This is a genomic window from Psychrobacter sp. NPDC078501 (assembly GCF_044900935.1).
Taxonomy (GTDB): domain Bacteria; phylum Pseudomonadota; class Gammaproteobacteria; order Pseudomonadales; family Moraxellaceae; genus Psychrobacter.
In genome coordinates, this window is sequence record NZ_JBJDOS010000004.1 from 17,922 (window position 1) to 32,569 (window position 14,648).

The window sequence follows — 14,648 nt, forward strand, 5'->3', positions numbered from 1 at the left end:
GTTACTGGTTACTGGTTACTGGTTACTGGTTACTGGTTACTGGTTACTGGTTACTGGTTACTGGTTACTGGTTACTGGTTACTGGTTACTGGTTACTGGTTACTGGTTACTGATTACTGATTACTGATTACTGATTACTGATTACTGATTACTGATTACTGATTACTGATCATAAAAAAACCTCAGCCAATTTGACTGAGGTTTTTTATTTTATGCACTTCTATCTAGCAGGAGTGGGTTAGCGGCGACGATCAACATCATCGTATTCACTACCCATGATGCCATCACTAAAGACTTCCGAGAATTCACGCTCATTGTCTTCATCGATATGACCATCAAATACGTCTTTTGCACCAGCGTTAGGATCGTTGTAAATAGCCAAATCCATTTTGCCTTCTGATTTTGCCACGATAGTAGTAACAGCAGCATCACCACCGACGTTTACAGCAGTACGTAACATATCAAGGATACGATCCACACCCAAGATTAGACCAATACCTTCGATTGGTAGACCCACTTGAGCAAATACCATAGACAGCATGATTAGACCAACACCAGGTACACCAGCCGTACCAACAGATGCCAGTACTGACATCAAGATGACGGTTAAGTATTCAGTCACGCCCAAATCAATGCCGTAAATATTGGCAATAAAGATGGTCGCCGTACCCTGCATGATAGCCGTACCATCCATATTGATGGTAGCACCAAAAGGAACAGTGAACGACGCAACTGAGTTGTTTACACCCATACGTTTGGTAACCGTACGCAAGGTGATAGGAATCGTCGCGTTTGAGCTTGAGGTACTAAAAGCAAAGATTTGTACTTCACGCATTTTTGCCAAGAACGTCTTGATAGACAGGCCTGAAGATACTTTAAGTACAATCATCATGGTGATAAAGAAGTGGAAGGCCAATGAACCGACCAATACCGCGACATAACCCAGTAGTGACCAAATCAAGTCTAAACCTAGCTCTGCCATTGCTTTGGTCAATAGCGCAAATACACCATATGGTGCAAGGTTCATGATGATCGTGACCATCTTTAAGATAACTTCGTTGATTAGCTCTAGGCTCTGCACTAAGCCTTTGGCAGGTTTACCTACCATCAAGATACTGACACCGATCAAAATAGCAAAGAAGATGATCGATAACATATCGCCATTTGCCATCGCGCTGATGGGGTTCGATGGGATAATGTTAGAGAACACATCAAGTAGAGGCGGCGCTGACGCTGCTTCAAACTCGGCTTCCGTTCCGATATTCATGCCTTTACCGATACCGAATAACGAGCCAAGACCAATTGCAGTCGCAATAGCGAGTGCAGTGGTTATCATATAAATAATGAACGTTTTGGTACCAATACGTCCAAGTAGGCGAATATCACCAATACCGCATACACCGCAAATCAGTGAGATAAGCACCAAAGGTACGACCAACATTTTTAGCGAGTTGACAAATAGTTTACCAACAATGGCAAGGAAGCCATTGGTGATGTAAGTGTTAACAAAACCACCTTCGCCGTTCAATCCTGAGTAGTTTAGAAATAGGCCCAGTCCAATACCGAGCACCATGGCAACAATGATCTTGCCCGTCAGTCCCAAATTCTTCCACATAATTCATATCCTTTGTGTGCATAACAGCTTTATAGTAAGTGTTCATTAGTCAACATGATTGTACTTATCAGCCTTACTACAAAGCTTGTTATGACTATTAAGTTCCCGTGATTGTCGCTCGATGTCACATTTTCGTGGACAATATAAAAGAATAGCTAAGGGCACTGCAAGATTTTTTTCTGATTTTATTCTAAATGTACATTCCTCGTTATAACTATGTGCCCATAATATAGTCAATATTTATTCTAAACGGTTTGTTTCCCATATGAAACAAAATATTCATGAAAGAGTTTTTAGGGTAAGTGAATATGTCAAACTATTGATATTGAACCATTGATTTCAAATTATCGAAATGTAAAGAAAAGAATAAGACTCATATGATTAATTAAGCTTAAAATTTTCAACAGACCAAAAAAAGCCAGACTATCGTTGATAGATAGTCTGGCTAATAAAAAGTGAAAGTTTTACTATAAAATCTAATAATACTCAGTTTCTAATAGCAATATCAAAAACAGAATAGACCATTAAACCTTATCGTCTTCTTCGCGTGATAAGGGTGATTGGTGTTCTAAAGGTTTGATACTATTATCACTTACTTCAGTATTAATCTCATCAGGTGGTGCAATATGACGATTATGATTATTGCCCATACGCTCGTTAAGATGTGATTCAGCATCACGATGGCGATGATCGAGTGCCTCTCTCTCAGGCTCTGACTCTTCAAAATCTGTCTGCGAATTTACTTCTTTAATAGTATTTTGCTCACTGACCAACTCTACATCGCCATCACTTTCATAACCATGATTAGGATTGGCATCGCCAGTATGGTTTTCTGTATTTGCAGGACTGTCTAGATCGTTAATAGTTGGTTCGTTAGTGGCTAGCTCATCAACGGCAGATGCATCGGTATCCACAGCGATACCGTTTTTACTCTGAGCTTGTCTTTTTAGCTGTGCGTAATCAGTCAGTTGATGAACCGCATTTTCAAGCGCATGCGGATTGTCACGTTCTAGCGCTTCCGATAGATGCTCGTCAAACGTATCAGTCAATAATGAATCAAAACGCATGGCATTATATTGAATCAGCACTTCTGCTTCTTCTTCAGTAATGCCGCCATTTTGACTGGCGTGTACCACATGGTCTTCAAAGGTTAGACCTTCAAAGCTGTCTTGATGCTCTGCCTTTTTGAACTTCTGCCACAACGGTTCAATCTCTATTAAGGTCTGATAAGCATGTTCCATACGACCAGTCACATCGTCTGCATCGGTATTGTAATAAACCATCGTTTTTAGATAATCACGGAACGGGTTGGCTGCAAAATCATCCATGAAAGTATCACCTAACTGGCGTTTCAACTCATCGCTTGCTGGCGCAAAGATACGTCCACTTGGGAAAGTCACAAAGCTAACCACATTGGCTGCCATACGATTAGGGAAGTTAGCGAAGAATGACACAAAGGCTTCTTGAATCGTATACAAGCTGTTTTGTAGCGCAACTTCAGCATGTAAGCGCTCAGACTCTGACTTGCTACCATACTCATAGAACTGCAAAATAGCAGTCGCAATAAATAGATGACTATGGATATCTGCTAAACGACCAGAGAGCATCTCTTTACGTTTTAAGTCTCCTGCTAGTAGTCCTAATGCCATATCAGCAGTTAGGGCAAAGCTCGCACTGAGACGATTGATATGTTTGTAATAGGGACGGGTAAAGCTATCGGCGAAACTCGGCGCCTTATCGCTGCCACCGATATAACCTGCGACAAAGGCTTTTGCACCACGGTTAAATGTGTAACCCAAATGCTTGAAGAAAAGGATATCAAACTTTTCAGTAGCAGCAGCTTTATCTTCGCTTTGTAGTAACTGAAGCTCGTCGAATAAATAAGGATGACAACGCATCGCACCTTGACCAAAGATCATGAGCGAGCGGGTCAAAATGTTGGCGCCTTCAACCGTGATAGAAACAGGAATCGCTTGATAAGGTGTTGCTAAGAAGTTACGTGGCCCCATCTGTACAGCACGACCACCGACCACATCCATACCGTCGTTGACGACGCTACGCATGGTTTCAGTCGCATAGTATTTGGCCATGGCAGTCATGACTGATGGCGTGCCACCTTGGTTTAATCCGCAAGTGACCAAATGACGGAACGCTTCTAACATATAAGTGTTACTCGCCATACGGCTAGTAGCGTCCTGTACACCTTCAAATTTACCTACGGATATCTTGAACTGTTCGCGAACTTTGGCAAATGCCCCGACAGACAGATAGGTCATTTCACTGGCTGATGTCGACAGAGCGGGTAGAGAGATACCTCGACCAACGCCCAAGCATTCCATCAGCATACGCCAGCCGCGACCAGCGTTCTCGACACCCCCGATGATGTAATCTAATGGGATAAAGACGTCTTTGCCATCGACTGTACCATTCATAAATGGTGAGCCAATTGGATTATGACGTGGTCCTGTTACCACACCTTCGTGGTTAGCTGGAACAAGGGCACAAGTAATACCGTAATCGGTCTTTTGAGGATTGCCAAGCAGACCTTCAGGATCGTGCATTTTGAACGCTAAACCAACCACAGTGGCGACAGGTGCTAGGGTAATCCAGCGCTTAGAGAAGTTCATGCGCAGGCCAAGCACTTGCTCGCCTTCGTGCATACCGTAACAGACCACACCTGTATCAGGAATGGCGCCTGCATCAGAACCCGCTTCAGGGCCAGTCAAACCAAAACAAGGTACTTCGTCACCTTTGGCAAGACCTGGCAACCAGCGCTGCTTTTGCTCGTCCGTACCGTAATGCATCAATAGCTCACCAGGGCCGAGCGAGTTGGGAACCATACAGGTCACAGCGGCAGTCGGCGAGCGCGAAGCAATCTTGCTCATTACACGACTTTGCGCATAAGAGCTAAATTCTAAGCCGCCAAATTCTTTTGGAATGATTAAACCTAAGAAGCCATTACTTTTGATAAATTGCCATGCCTCAGGTGATAAATCTTTATCTTTATGCTGGATTTGCCATTCATCAAGCATGGCACATAAAGTTTCTACTTCATTATCGATGAAACTCTGCTCTTCTTCTGAAAGCTGCGGATAAGGATAATTGGCAAAGGTATCCCAGTTCGGCGCACCCATAAACAGCTCTTTTTCCCACCAGCTAGTACCCGCATCAAGCGCTTCACGCTCTGTATCACTCATACTCGGCATCGCACCGCCCAACGCCTTATAAATAGGCTTAGTGATTAACGATTGGCGAAGCGGTGCAACGAGTAAGACCAAGCACAGTAGTGCCATTGGTATACCCAAAATGAGCGACCATGGGCTGATAATTGCGGTGACGATAACTGTAATCAGGGCGACGATGCTACCGGTGACCCGTGATAAGGACAACAAAAAGATGGCCAAGACCACGGCTAACTGAATGATGACTGCCAAAATAAACAAGCCAATTGCCATGACTATCTCCTTTAAAGCGCTGAATAAGAAATGCGAAAAGTACGTAAGTGAATAAGCTAACTATAATTATTTTTTGTCTTGCCACTTACTGTCTTACAAGTAAATCGAATGATTTGCTAATCCATAAATGCTCGGTTCTACGTCTCTTAAGTACTAGTATTAACGGTCTAGTAAGTAATTGACAAATAAATGACAAGAATGGCTACTAATATGAAACAGTTGTCGATAACTATCAAGAGCCAAAATGCTACGCTCTGTCGATGATATGTATCAAACATAATTGTTTGCAGGTTAGTCATATGTCTAGTTGGAACACGTAGCCAGCTATTATCGAAAACTTGTCAAAGAGCTAACCAAAAGGGGCAAGGCAGCTTTCGGCATAAGACAAAGTGTTGTTACGTCCGACGATGATGTGATCGACAAGCGAGATATCTAATAGGTCACAGGCTTTTTTTAGCTCATAGGTCAGTAAGTTATCTGCCGTTGATGGTTTGGCATCGGTATAAGGATGATTGTGGGCGATGATAAGTTGGCTAGCAGCGTGGCTTAGTGCATGCCGCAGTACGTGCTTGATACAGACAGAACATGATGAGATGCCCCCCGTGAATAATATTTCAAAGTTTAAAAGGTTGAGGGCATTATCCAGACAGAGTACTGCGAATACTTCACGATGCTCACCGCGCAACTGAGTACTGATATAGTCTTTGACCGCTTGTGAGCGTCCTAGTGCTTGTCCAGTTTTGAGCTGACTATCCAGATAGCGCGTACCCATCTCAAGTGAGGCTAATATTTGGGCGTACTTTGCAGGGCCCATACCATGACAGGCAAGAACCGTCTTCTGAGGGGCGGCTAATAGCTCGGCTAAGCTACCAAACTGATCAATCAAATGCCGCGCTAATTCAATCGCTGATTGAGACTGAGTACCGGTGCGCAAAAATATGGCCAGTATCTCGGCATCAGACAAATGAGCTGCACCAAATTTTAAAAGTTTTTCGCGTGGCCTGTCATCCTCGTGCCAGTCTTTGATCGCCATTGTCACTCCTTGAAAATGGGTTGATACTCGTTATCTGAGATAGATACGGAAAATCTTACCCAATTTATCTCATAATTGTTACTATAAGCGCAATTTTATCTTTTCACTTTTTTGTTGATGCCACGCTTATGTCCAATATTGTGCTTGCTATTACTGGCGGTATCGCCGCTTATAAATCTGCTATATTTGCCCGCTTGTTAGTTAAGGCAGGCTTTGATGTGCGCGTTATCATGACGACGGGTGCACAAGCATTTATCACACCGCTGACGCTACAAGCATTGACGGGTAATGAGGTGCATGTCTCGTTGCTCGATGAGCAAGCCGAGGCAGGCATGGGGCATATTGAGCTGGCCAAGTGGGCCGACTTAATCGTGATTGCACCTGCTTCAGCCAATACGCTTGCGCGTCTGGCCATGGGTATGGCTGATGACTTATTGACCACAGTGTGTCTGGCCACTACTGCGCCTGTCATTATTGCGCCTGCCATGAATCAGCAGATGTGGGCGCATCCAGCAGTCAACCTAAATGTGCAAACATTGCGCGATATGAATTATCAAATTATCCAACCAGCTAGCGGTGAGCAAGCGTGCGGTGATGTGGGAGCAGGACGATTGCCTGAGCCTGAGCAGTTATTGGATGAGGTGTTACTGTTCATAGCGATGAATACAACGCCGCAATTACTGGCAGGAAAAAGAGTAGTCATTACTGCGGGTCCAACCGTAGAAGCGATTGACCCTGTGCGTTATTTGTCTAATCACTCTTCAGGAAAAATGGGCTTTGCATTGGCACGTGCCTGCGTGGCTGCTGGTGCAGACGTTGTCTTAATAGCTGGTGGTAAAGTGGCATTGCCCACGCCGCTCAATGTCACACGAATCGATGTGCTGTCTGCCGAAGATATGCTGATAGCCGCGCAGCAATGTGTGGAAGGGACGCATAGCGAGCTTCAATTAGTCTTTGAAGATGAGCATGACCATTCTCATGAGCATATGCACGATCACTCTCATACCCATTCTCACGAACACCATCATGGCGACTGTGGTTGCGATGATGATGATGTAAGCGACCATAATGACAACAATGACTCGCTACAGTCTTATGATGACAACCAATTTGTAAAAGCAGATATCTTTATCGCGACCGCAGCAGTGGCAGATTATCGTACGGAAGAAGCTGCGCCGCAAAAAATTAAAAAGACACAAGATGCCATGACGCTCAGTCTGGTTAAAAACCCTGACATTCTAGCGACGATTTCTCTTGCGCATCCAGCATTGTTTGTCGTTGGTTTTGCCGCAGAGACGCAAGATGTTGAACGTTATGCCCGTGGTAAGTTGGTCGCAAAAGATTTGGATATGATTGCCTGTAATGATGTCTCACGTGCAGATATTGGTTTTGCTAGTGATGACAATGCGATGCAGGTGTTTTTCTCTGAGCGCTATGAGCGTGACGCGGTAACACTTGAGAAGACCAGTAAAGATAAAATTGCTGAGCAACTAGCTAGCATCATCGGTCAAGCAATCGGTCAACGTAAAGATAGTTAGAGCTACAGGCGCTAAATCTGATAGCTAGCATGTAGATAGTGTGTAGATACAGACGCTGAGCCTCAAATGGTGTGACCGATATGATGAATATAGCTGGTAACGATAGCACTCAGATGCTAGTGCTGACGATTATTTTTGCGCTTGCCTCACTGCTGCATGGTATTAGCGGACTTGGCGCAACGCTAGTGACGACCACTGCGCTTGCTAGTATGTACCCATTGCAACACGCCATTGTGTTAGTGATTTTTCCCTCGCTAGTCGTTAATGTGATGACCTGGCTAGTAGGCGGTGAACGCACCATTTGGCAAAACTTTATCTACTACGGCAGACGCTATTGGTTGCTTGCGCTTACTAGCTTACTAGGCAGTATTTTAGGTGCGAAACTCTTGCTATGGGTCGATAGCGCTTATATTCTCTTATTGTTGGCCGCGGTCATTGCTTTCTACGTTGTGAGTAGCTTACTCGGCAAACAAATCCGTCTACCAAACACCAAGCCTATGTTAATTGCCGTTGGTTTTGGTGCAGGCGTGATTGGCGGCTCGACCAATGCAATGTCGACCATACTGATGATGTATTTATTGTCTGCCAGTGACGATAAAAACACCATCGCCAAAGTCGGTAACATGTGCTATTTCTTAGGAAAGATTGCTCAAATTATCGTGTTGCGTGAGCCTATCATGGCACTGAGTAGTGGTGAGTGGCAGCTGATTACTTTTTTAAGTGTGCTATCTATAGTCATACTGCTAGTTGGAATCCGTTTGCGTCGCTATTTACCGCAAGCGCGTTTTCGTCAGCTTATTTTATTGATTTTAATCGTGCTTGGAATACGCGTTGGCTGGCAAGGTATTACCGCATTGTTATAGCTAAAGATATAAGCCTTTTCAGCGATATTTTATTAGACCAATTCCTCAAAAAATATCTGCTGTGCCAAACGAAAGGTATTGCAATGCGCTTCGACCACATCTTCGATATCTTCTGAGTAGCCGCCACCCATCACGATAGCGACAGGGATATTGGCGGCTTTTGCTTGCTGCAGTACATATTCATCACGCGCCTTGCACCCTGCTTGTGTCAAACCAAGTTTGCCGAGCTTATCGGTAGCGAGCACGTCGACTGCAGACTGATAAAAAATCATATCTGGCGCAACTTCAGCGATTAAACGTGGCAGCGTGTCTTCTAATATCTGTAAATACTCAGCATCGCCAGTATCGTTGTCTAGCTCAATGTCTAAGTCTGATACTTGCTTACGAAACGGATAATTCTTTGCACCGTGCATGCTAAAGACAAAAACGCGTGGCTCATCTGCCATGATACTGGCGTTACCATTGCCTTGATGAACGTCCAAATCGATCACTAAAATTTTCTTTGCCTGTCCACGATTTAGTAGTAAGTTGCTAGCGATACAAACATCATTGAAGACACAAAACCCTTCTCCATGACCAGCAAAGGAATGATGGGTGCCGCCTGCAACATTCATAGCCACGCCATATTGCTGAGCATATAGCGCGCACTCATACGTTGCATGAGCAATATAACGACCGCGCTCTACCAACTGCGGCGTCATCTCAAATCCGATCGCACGAGCAGCCTTGCGCGGCAGTGTTTGAGTTTTAAGCTGATACCAGTATTCTGCAGTATGCGTGGTCAAAATCTCATCTTCGCTTAAGCGAGCAGGGGCAAAGAAGTTATCTTGGCTAATAGTCCCTTCTGCCAGTAAACGCTCAGGAATCATAATGTACTTTTGCATGGGGAAGCGGTGTTTTTCTGGCACGGAATAGCGAAAGACGTCAGAGTAGGCAATTTTTAGCATAAGATTTCTAGCTTAGTATTGATGGTTTTTGGATAGAAAAATAAAGAGATAAGTATCAGCTATCGCGGATTATGGCTTGATTGAAAAACCAGTTTATCTAACGAACTGAACTATTGAACAAACTGAGTTATTGAACAAACTGAGTTGGTAAAAAGAACGTGCGCGCGTCTGACTGTTGACGTAGCTCGACAAGTAGCGTTTGCATGTCTTCGGCAGGGTCTTGATTATTAACCAAATTGCCAAAAAGCTCGTTGGCGACCGTGGTCATCGCAACCACGCTTTGCAGTAAATGCTCAATAATCTCATTATCTATACCAACTGCTTCGACATCGATAGCATTTTTGTAGCGTATCTCACCATCGTTAACATCCATCTCTAGATTACCGACTAGCATGTCATAGTTGATTTGGGTGATGAGTAGCATCGCGGCGCTTTGATGGCTTTCTGGTATCAAAAATGGCAAGATGCCGTAGATGGCTAATAGTTTGTTTTTTTCTTGCACCCGAAACAGATAGCCACAGTTTATTTGCTTATGACGCATTCTCAAGGATAAATGATGCGATTTTTGGCTGTCGTTGGTTTTGGGTCGATAATGCGTGTAGTGCCATTGTTTGTCATTGAAGTATTGCTTTAAGCAGTCGACGATAGGCGTGTCACTTTGGTTTTGAGGTTCTGTATTTGCGCTATCGGTTTTTAAGTTATCGGTTTTGAGTTGAGATGTATGTGCTTGTGCTTGTGCTTGAGGGTTATCCTGTTCATTGCCTTGATTCGCCTCTAATTCATGAGAGATATCAGAGACACCACTATCAGTAACTTGAGAACTGATATTAGAAATATCAGCCGATATATTTTTTGTATTATTAATCTCGCTGTCAGCAAGTGATGCAGGCCTTTGCTCGCTTGCAGCATCGACGACTGACTGCGGTGCGGCAGCAGTCAGTAACCGTTTGATTTTTTGCCACAAGCTGAGTTTATTGCGTTGACTCATAATAGTATGCTGACAAGTAAGGGTTATAAATTAATCGTGAGTGAATGCCAAGCCTTCTTTGATAGCAGGCTGTGCATAAAACGCTGCTAGCATTTCACGAATATGAGCCGTCAACCAAGGCGTCTCAAGAGCATCGTACACGATAGGCAGTAGAGCCGTACTACATTGCTTCATGGCAGCTTCGTCAATGTGCAAACTCGCAGCGATGGTCGCCATCGTGTCAGCCTGATGATTGGCATACCAAGTGTCGATGCTTGCCGAAACTAAGCTGTGCAGATATGGTGACAGTCGCAGGCGGTTGTAGCTTTGTTGGATACTGGCTTCGATATGGTCGATGCTACTATTACCAGGCTCATCGCTTAAGTAAGTTTGCAGCTCGCTAATCGGTTGGTTTTTGATGCGATCCCAGCCCATGACCATTAGGCGCGCAACCTCTTCATTTGATAAATGCTCTTGGGCGTTGGCTTCGGCTTTGCGCGTCAAATCTTTGATATTGCGATGCAAGTAGGTTTGCAGTTTTTCATCGAGGTTTCTGTTGGTCGCCTTTTCAAAAGAGCTGCGCCCAAGCTTCATCAATTTACCAACGCCACCTGCTTTATCGAGGGTGCTTTCCATAAAGTCGTTGATAGCGTGATAGAGTGTTTGGGTCAATAAATCCGCAAAGGTTTCGTTACCGACCAACGTATGAATCAACATGTTGCGCTGCTGCTCATGGCTACCGATATAGTTGGCCAGCGTTTCGACTTGGGCATCATCGACCAGCTCAGACAAAGGTACGTTGTCATTGACTGGATGATAAATAACAGTGTGCAAAATATCACGGATATCGGTACGCATCACCTCAGTCATCGGCTGATTTAACAGCCAGTCTTTCATCAGCTGCTGTAAATGATCACAGGTAATATATTTGCTTAAAGGCTGCGCACCAAACCATTGCCAAGCTTCCATCGCTAGCGGCTCAGCTTGATTGTGCAACCACTGCTGCATAAAGTTGACTTGAGCATCGATCAAGCTATCTACTGTCAAACGGCTGGCTGATGGCTGTTTTGACAAGCTAGTGTCTGCATTGTAATTTTTAGTTTCTGCAGCAGTATTAGGTTTTTGGCTATCTTGTGAAGTCGGCATAGGTTTTGAAGTCATATTTTAAAGTCGTATTTTTTTGAGGTCGTACTTTTTGAAGTCAGAGTAATCGACAATTTGTTATACTGTGTGTTTGTAGCGAGCATAGGGTATTATGCCACGAACATTACCTTTGTTTGTGATGAATATTGACTGCTGCTTGATAAATAACCAGAGGTTTTGATGACGGTTTTGGATACGCCTTTACTTGCACTTGATGAGCTGATGGTTCAGCGTGGTGAGATACCGCTGTGCGAAGGAGTTGCGTTGCAGCTATCTGCGGGTAGTATTTGCCATCTAATCGGGGCAAATGGGACGGGAAAGACCACGTTACTCATGCAATTGGCTGGATTGTTACCTGTTTTGTCAGGTGAAGTTACTTATCAAGGACAATCGTGCCTGCCTATCCAGCCTTTATATGTCTCGCACCAGTTAGGCATTCATCCGAATTTGACAGTAGCACAAAACCTGACGTTTCTACTGAACTTATATGGCATTACGCCAAGCGCTACTGATATTGCTGATGCGCTCACATGGGTTGGTCTACAAGGGTTTGAAACGATCAGCTCAAGTCACCTGTCCGCTGGACAAACGCGGCGTATCACGCTGGCACGATTGTACTTGTTAACTCCTGATGTGACACCGCTCTGGTTACTTGATGAGCCTTTCACGGCGTTAGATGTCGATATGGTGGCGCGTATGGAAGCGCGGTTATGCGAATTTGCACAGGCTGGCGGGTCGATACTAATGACCAGCCATCAAGCAGTCGGTGTCGCCAATCAAGTGCTCGATTTGTCAGATTACATGGTATAAGTTTGATTGATATCAGTACCATTAATATATGTGCAAGGTCAAATAATGACAGACAGTCCAATACAAGTAGGATCAGTAGCAGCCATGAATAAAAGTACAAATGCTATTGTCGTAGCACCTCGCAGTATTGGCTTCCTTCAGCTGTGGCGCCGCGAATGGCAAGTCAAGCAGCAAGGAGCGGTACAATGGTTGTATCCGTTGGTACTGTTCTTAGTGATTATTACTTTGTTTCCGTTGGCAGTCGGTAGTGAGCCTGCGATATTACAGCGTCTGGGCGTATCAGCAGTGTGGATTGCTGCATTGCTGTCACTGGTAATGGGTGTTGATGGATTGTTCAAGCCTGCGCTTGATAATGGTACGCTTGCGCAATTGGTCGTGGCCAAAGCGTCACTACCGCTATGGGTGCTGATTAGACTGGTCATTCATTGGATTTTTAGCAGTGGTATTGTGGCAGCGCTTAGCTTGCTTGCCGTGCCGTTGTTTCAGCTTAGTTGGTTTGAAGCGTGGATATTGATGGCTTCTATCGTGACAGGTAGCCCGATGCTCTTAATGCTATCAGCAGTGGCCAGTAGTTTGACGCTATCGTTAAAGAATGGGGCAGTATTGGTGCCTTTGATTGCTTTACCGATGCAGTTGCCAGTATTGATTTTTGCTACGGGTGCGGTTGATTTATTTGCCTCTGGGCTGAATGGTTTACCTATTTTAGCCTTATTACTAGCAGGAAGTATTGTTTCTGTCTTAGTTATGCCTTGGGTGATTGCTACAACTTTAAAAATGTCATGGCTCAATTAAACGATTTGCTTGTTGCAATCCTAAAGTCCAGTTGTCGAAATTTGATTATTTAAGCCCAGTTATCTAAACCTAGCCATCGAAATCTAGCTATCTGCATCACATGTATTAACATCGTGGTGAAAACTGGCAATTTTGCTATAATAGTCAATTGAATACGTAAACAGCTCTTTGTAGATTCTATCCAGTGTTTAACGCCAGCGGGTGAGTTGATAGTGGTGCTTTAGTAGACAGTACTCTTTATCGCCAGTAAGCTGTGTAATAGGTTTCTTCCCATGCCCAACCTGAATAACGTCTCATCCCCTAGCTTGTGGCAGCGCATTTGGCAGGGTTTCTTGACCACTGTGGGTACCAAGCAGTTTTTTCGTATCTTTAGCCCTTGGGTCAAGTGGTTAGCGATACTAGCCAGTCTCTGTTTGCTCATCGGTAGCGTATGGGGCCTTGCTTTTGCGCCGCCTGATTATCTTCAGGGTAATAGCTATCGCATTATCTTTATCCATGTTCCAGCGGCCAGTCTTGCCATTTCTATCTATTTTTCCCTTGCGGTCTTGGGGGTAATTTATTTGGTATGGAAGATTAAGACAGCCAGTTTGGTCGCGCAGGCACTTGCCCCGATGGGGTTTTTACTGTGTATCATCAGTTTGCTTACAGGCTCTATCTGGGCAAAGCCAACATGGGGTACTTACTGGGTGTGGGATGCACGCCTTACATCAATGCTGATATTGGCGTTTCTATACGCAGGCGTAATGGCTCTGTTTGCCGCTTTTGAGCATACGGCCAATCGCGGTAAAGCAGCTGCTATTTTATCTATCGTGGGCGCAGTGAACCTACCTATTATCAAGTACTCAGTAGAATGGTGGAATACCTTGCATCAGGGCGCGACCTTTAGTTTGACCGCCGCACCGAAGATGTCGGCAGATATGTGGATGCCCTTGCTACTGATGATTATCGGCAGCTATTTACTGGTTGCGACATTAGCGATTTATCGTACTAACACGCTGATTTTATACCGTGATCAAGGCAAAGCGTGGGTCAAAGAATACATTCGTGGTCAACACAAATAACGGCTAGGAAAATACTATGCAGCCTTACTTTTATAGCGTATCTGAGTTTTTCGCCATGGGTAAGCATGGGGTTTTTGTGTGGTCGTGCTGGGCGATAACGATCGGTGTGATGTTGGCATTTATTATCTATAGCCGCAGACAGCGACAGTCACTTATTAAACAGCTGACTATCCAGCAAGCGCGTCAAGCACAGCGAACGACCAAAACCTCAACGCCTGTGACCAAACAAGCTGAATAAAAAATCATCTTAATATCATGGTTTTAGCGTAAGAAACCGTATCCTTACACTGACAAAAATATGACCTTATAGGCAGTGATAAGGCTTATTGATTTGTCTGAAAAATGCTACCATATAGCGATTAGAAGAGTACGATTAGAAAGACATTTTTAGAACGTTTTTCTAATGGTAGTTTCTTCAAAATTT

General features: G+C 44.3%; 11 protein-coding genes and 2 pseudogenes. 7 read left to right on the forward strand and 6 right to left on the reverse strand.

Annotated elements, in window-relative coordinates; genetic code table 11:
• Nucleotides 1-238: 238 nt before the first annotated feature.
• The 3 genes from ACI2IW_RS08290 to radC all read right to left on the reverse strand — a co-directional run bounded on the left by ACI2IW_RS08290 (nt 239) and on the right by radC (nt 6,103).
• Nucleotides 239-1,615 carry a dicarboxylate/amino acid:cation symporter gene (locus ACI2IW_RS08290; RefSeq protein ID WP_101206037.1) on the reverse strand — a complete coding sequence of 459 codons (1,377 nt, stop codon included), beginning with the start codon at nt 1,613-1,615 and terminating at the stop codon, nt 239-241.
• A 524-nt stretch (nt 1,616-2,139) separates the two neighbouring features.
• On the reverse strand, nt 2,140-5,070 hold the full coding sequence (locus tag ACI2IW_RS08295) for an acyl-CoA dehydrogenase (RefSeq protein WP_404693340.1): 2,931 nt from the start codon (nt 5,068-5,070) through the stop codon (nt 2,140-2,142).
• Between the two features lie 349 nt (nt 5,071-5,419).
• Entirely contained in the window at nt 5,420-6,103 is a 684-nt protein-coding gene (gene radC, locus ACI2IW_RS08300; RefSeq protein ID WP_404693341.1) for a DNA repair protein RadC, read from the reverse strand.
• Nucleotides 6,104-6,231: 128 nt separating this feature from the next.
• Here radC and coaBC point away from each other — a divergent pair.
• The 3 genes and pseudogenes from coaBC to ACI2IW_RS08315 all read left to right on the forward strand — a co-directional run.
• Nucleotides 6,232-7,029 (forward strand): annotated as a pseudogene (gene coaBC, locus ACI2IW_RS08305) (bifunctional phosphopantothenoylcysteine decarboxylase/phosphopantothenate--cysteine ligase CoaBC); the annotation flags it as partial.
• 108 nt (nt 7,030-7,137) lie between these two features.
• Nucleotides 7,138-7,641: pseudogene (locus ACI2IW_RS08310) on the forward strand (phosphopantothenoylcysteine decarboxylase); the annotation flags it as partial.
• An 80-nt stretch (nt 7,642-7,721) separates the two neighbouring features.
• Nucleotides 7,722-8,504: a TSUP family transporter gene (locus ACI2IW_RS08315; RefSeq protein ID WP_404693342.1), complete on the forward strand. Its 783-nt coding sequence runs from the start codon at nt 7,722-7,724 to the stop codon at nt 8,502-8,504.
• A 32-nt stretch (nt 8,505-8,536) separates the two neighbouring features.
• Here ACI2IW_RS08315 and ACI2IW_RS08320 read toward each other — a convergent pair whose 3' ends face one another.
• From ACI2IW_RS08320 to ACI2IW_RS08330, 3 genes are all read right to left on the reverse strand, one after another.
• The gene (locus tag ACI2IW_RS08320; protein ID WP_341610465.1) at nt 8,537-9,451 is read right to left on the reverse strand and encodes a histone deacetylase; all 915 of its coding nucleotides are present in this window, start codon (nt 9,449-9,451) and stop codon (nt 8,537-8,539) included.
• Nucleotides 9,452-9,578: 127 nt separating this feature from the next.
• A complete protein-coding gene (locus tag ACI2IW_RS08325; RefSeq protein WP_404693343.1) occupies nt 9,579-10,439 on the reverse strand; it encodes a hypothetical protein in 861 nt (286 codons plus the stop codon).
• A gap of 30 nt (nt 10,440-10,469) precedes the next feature.
• On the reverse strand, nt 10,470-11,579 hold the full coding sequence (locus tag ACI2IW_RS08330; protein WP_404693344.1) for a hypothetical protein: 1,110 nt from the start codon (nt 11,577-11,579) through the stop codon (nt 10,470-10,472).
• Between the two features lie 162 nt (nt 11,580-11,741).
• Between ACI2IW_RS08330 and ccmA the strand changes: the two genes are divergently transcribed.
• The 4 genes from ccmA (at nt 11,742) to ccmD (ending at nt 14,462) form a co-directional block, all read left to right on the forward strand.
• Nucleotides 11,742-12,371, forward strand: coding sequence for a heme ABC exporter ATP-binding protein CcmA (gene ccmA, locus ACI2IW_RS08335; protein ID WP_404693345.1), 630 nt, complete (start codon nt 11,742-11,744; stop codon nt 12,369-12,371).
• Nucleotides 12,372-12,455: 84 nt separating this feature from the next.
• Nucleotides 12,456-13,163 (forward strand): heme exporter protein CcmB, encoded by a 708-nt coding sequence (locus tag ACI2IW_RS08340; RefSeq protein ID WP_404693522.1) that lies wholly within the window; start codon nt 12,456-12,458, stop codon nt 13,161-13,163.
• Nucleotides 13,164-13,435: 272 nt separating this feature from the next.
• The gene (ccmC, locus tag ACI2IW_RS08345; protein WP_404693346.1) at nt 13,436-14,224 is read left to right on the forward strand and encodes a heme ABC transporter permease CcmC; all 789 of its coding nucleotides are present in this window, start codon (nt 13,436-13,438) and stop codon (nt 14,222-14,224) included.
• 16 nt (nt 14,225-14,240) lie between these two features.
• Entirely contained in the window at nt 14,241-14,462 is a 222-nt protein-coding gene (ccmD, locus tag ACI2IW_RS08350; RefSeq protein WP_160023571.1) for a heme exporter protein CcmD, read from the forward strand.
• Nucleotides 14,463-14,648: the final 186 nt, after the last annotated feature.

Coding starts and splice junctions, on each gene's coding strand:
- ACI2IW_RS08290 (WP_101206037.1), bottom strand. CDS start 1,615: ATGTGGAAGAATTTGGGACTGACGGGCAAGATCATTGTTGCCATGGTG.
- ACI2IW_RS08295 (WP_404693340.1), bottom strand. CDS start 5,070: ATGGCAATTGGCTTGTTTATTTTGGCAGTCATCATTCAGTTAGCCGTG.
- radC (WP_404693341.1), bottom strand. CDS start 6,103: ATGGCGATCAAAGACTGGCACGAGGATGACAGGCCACGCGAAAAACTT.
- ACI2IW_RS08315 (WP_404693342.1), top strand. CDS start 7,722: ATGATGAATATAGCTGGTAACGATAGCACTCAGATGCTAGTGCTGACG.
- ACI2IW_RS08320 (WP_341610465.1), bottom strand. CDS start 9,451: ATGCTAAAAATTGCCTACTCTGACGTCTTTCGCTATTCCGTGCCAGAA.
- ACI2IW_RS08325 (WP_404693343.1), bottom strand. CDS start 10,439: ATGAGTCAACGCAATAAACTCAGCTTGTGGCAAAAAATCAAACGGTTA.
- ACI2IW_RS08330 (WP_404693344.1), bottom strand. CDS start 11,579: ATGACTTCAAAACCTATGCCGACTTCACAAGATAGCCAAAAACCTAAT.
- ccmA (WP_404693345.1), top strand. CDS start 11,742: ATGACGGTTTTGGATACGCCTTTACTTGCACTTGATGAGCTGATGGTT.
- ACI2IW_RS08340 (WP_404693522.1), top strand. CDS start 12,456: ATGAATAAAAGTACAAATGCTATTGTCGTAGCACCTCGCAGTATTGGC.
- ccmC (WP_404693346.1), top strand. CDS start 13,436: ATGCCCAACCTGAATAACGTCTCATCCCCTAGCTTGTGGCAGCGCATT.
- ccmD (WP_160023571.1), top strand. CDS start 14,241: ATGCAGCCTTACTTTTATAGCGTATCTGAGTTTTTCGCCATGGGTAAG.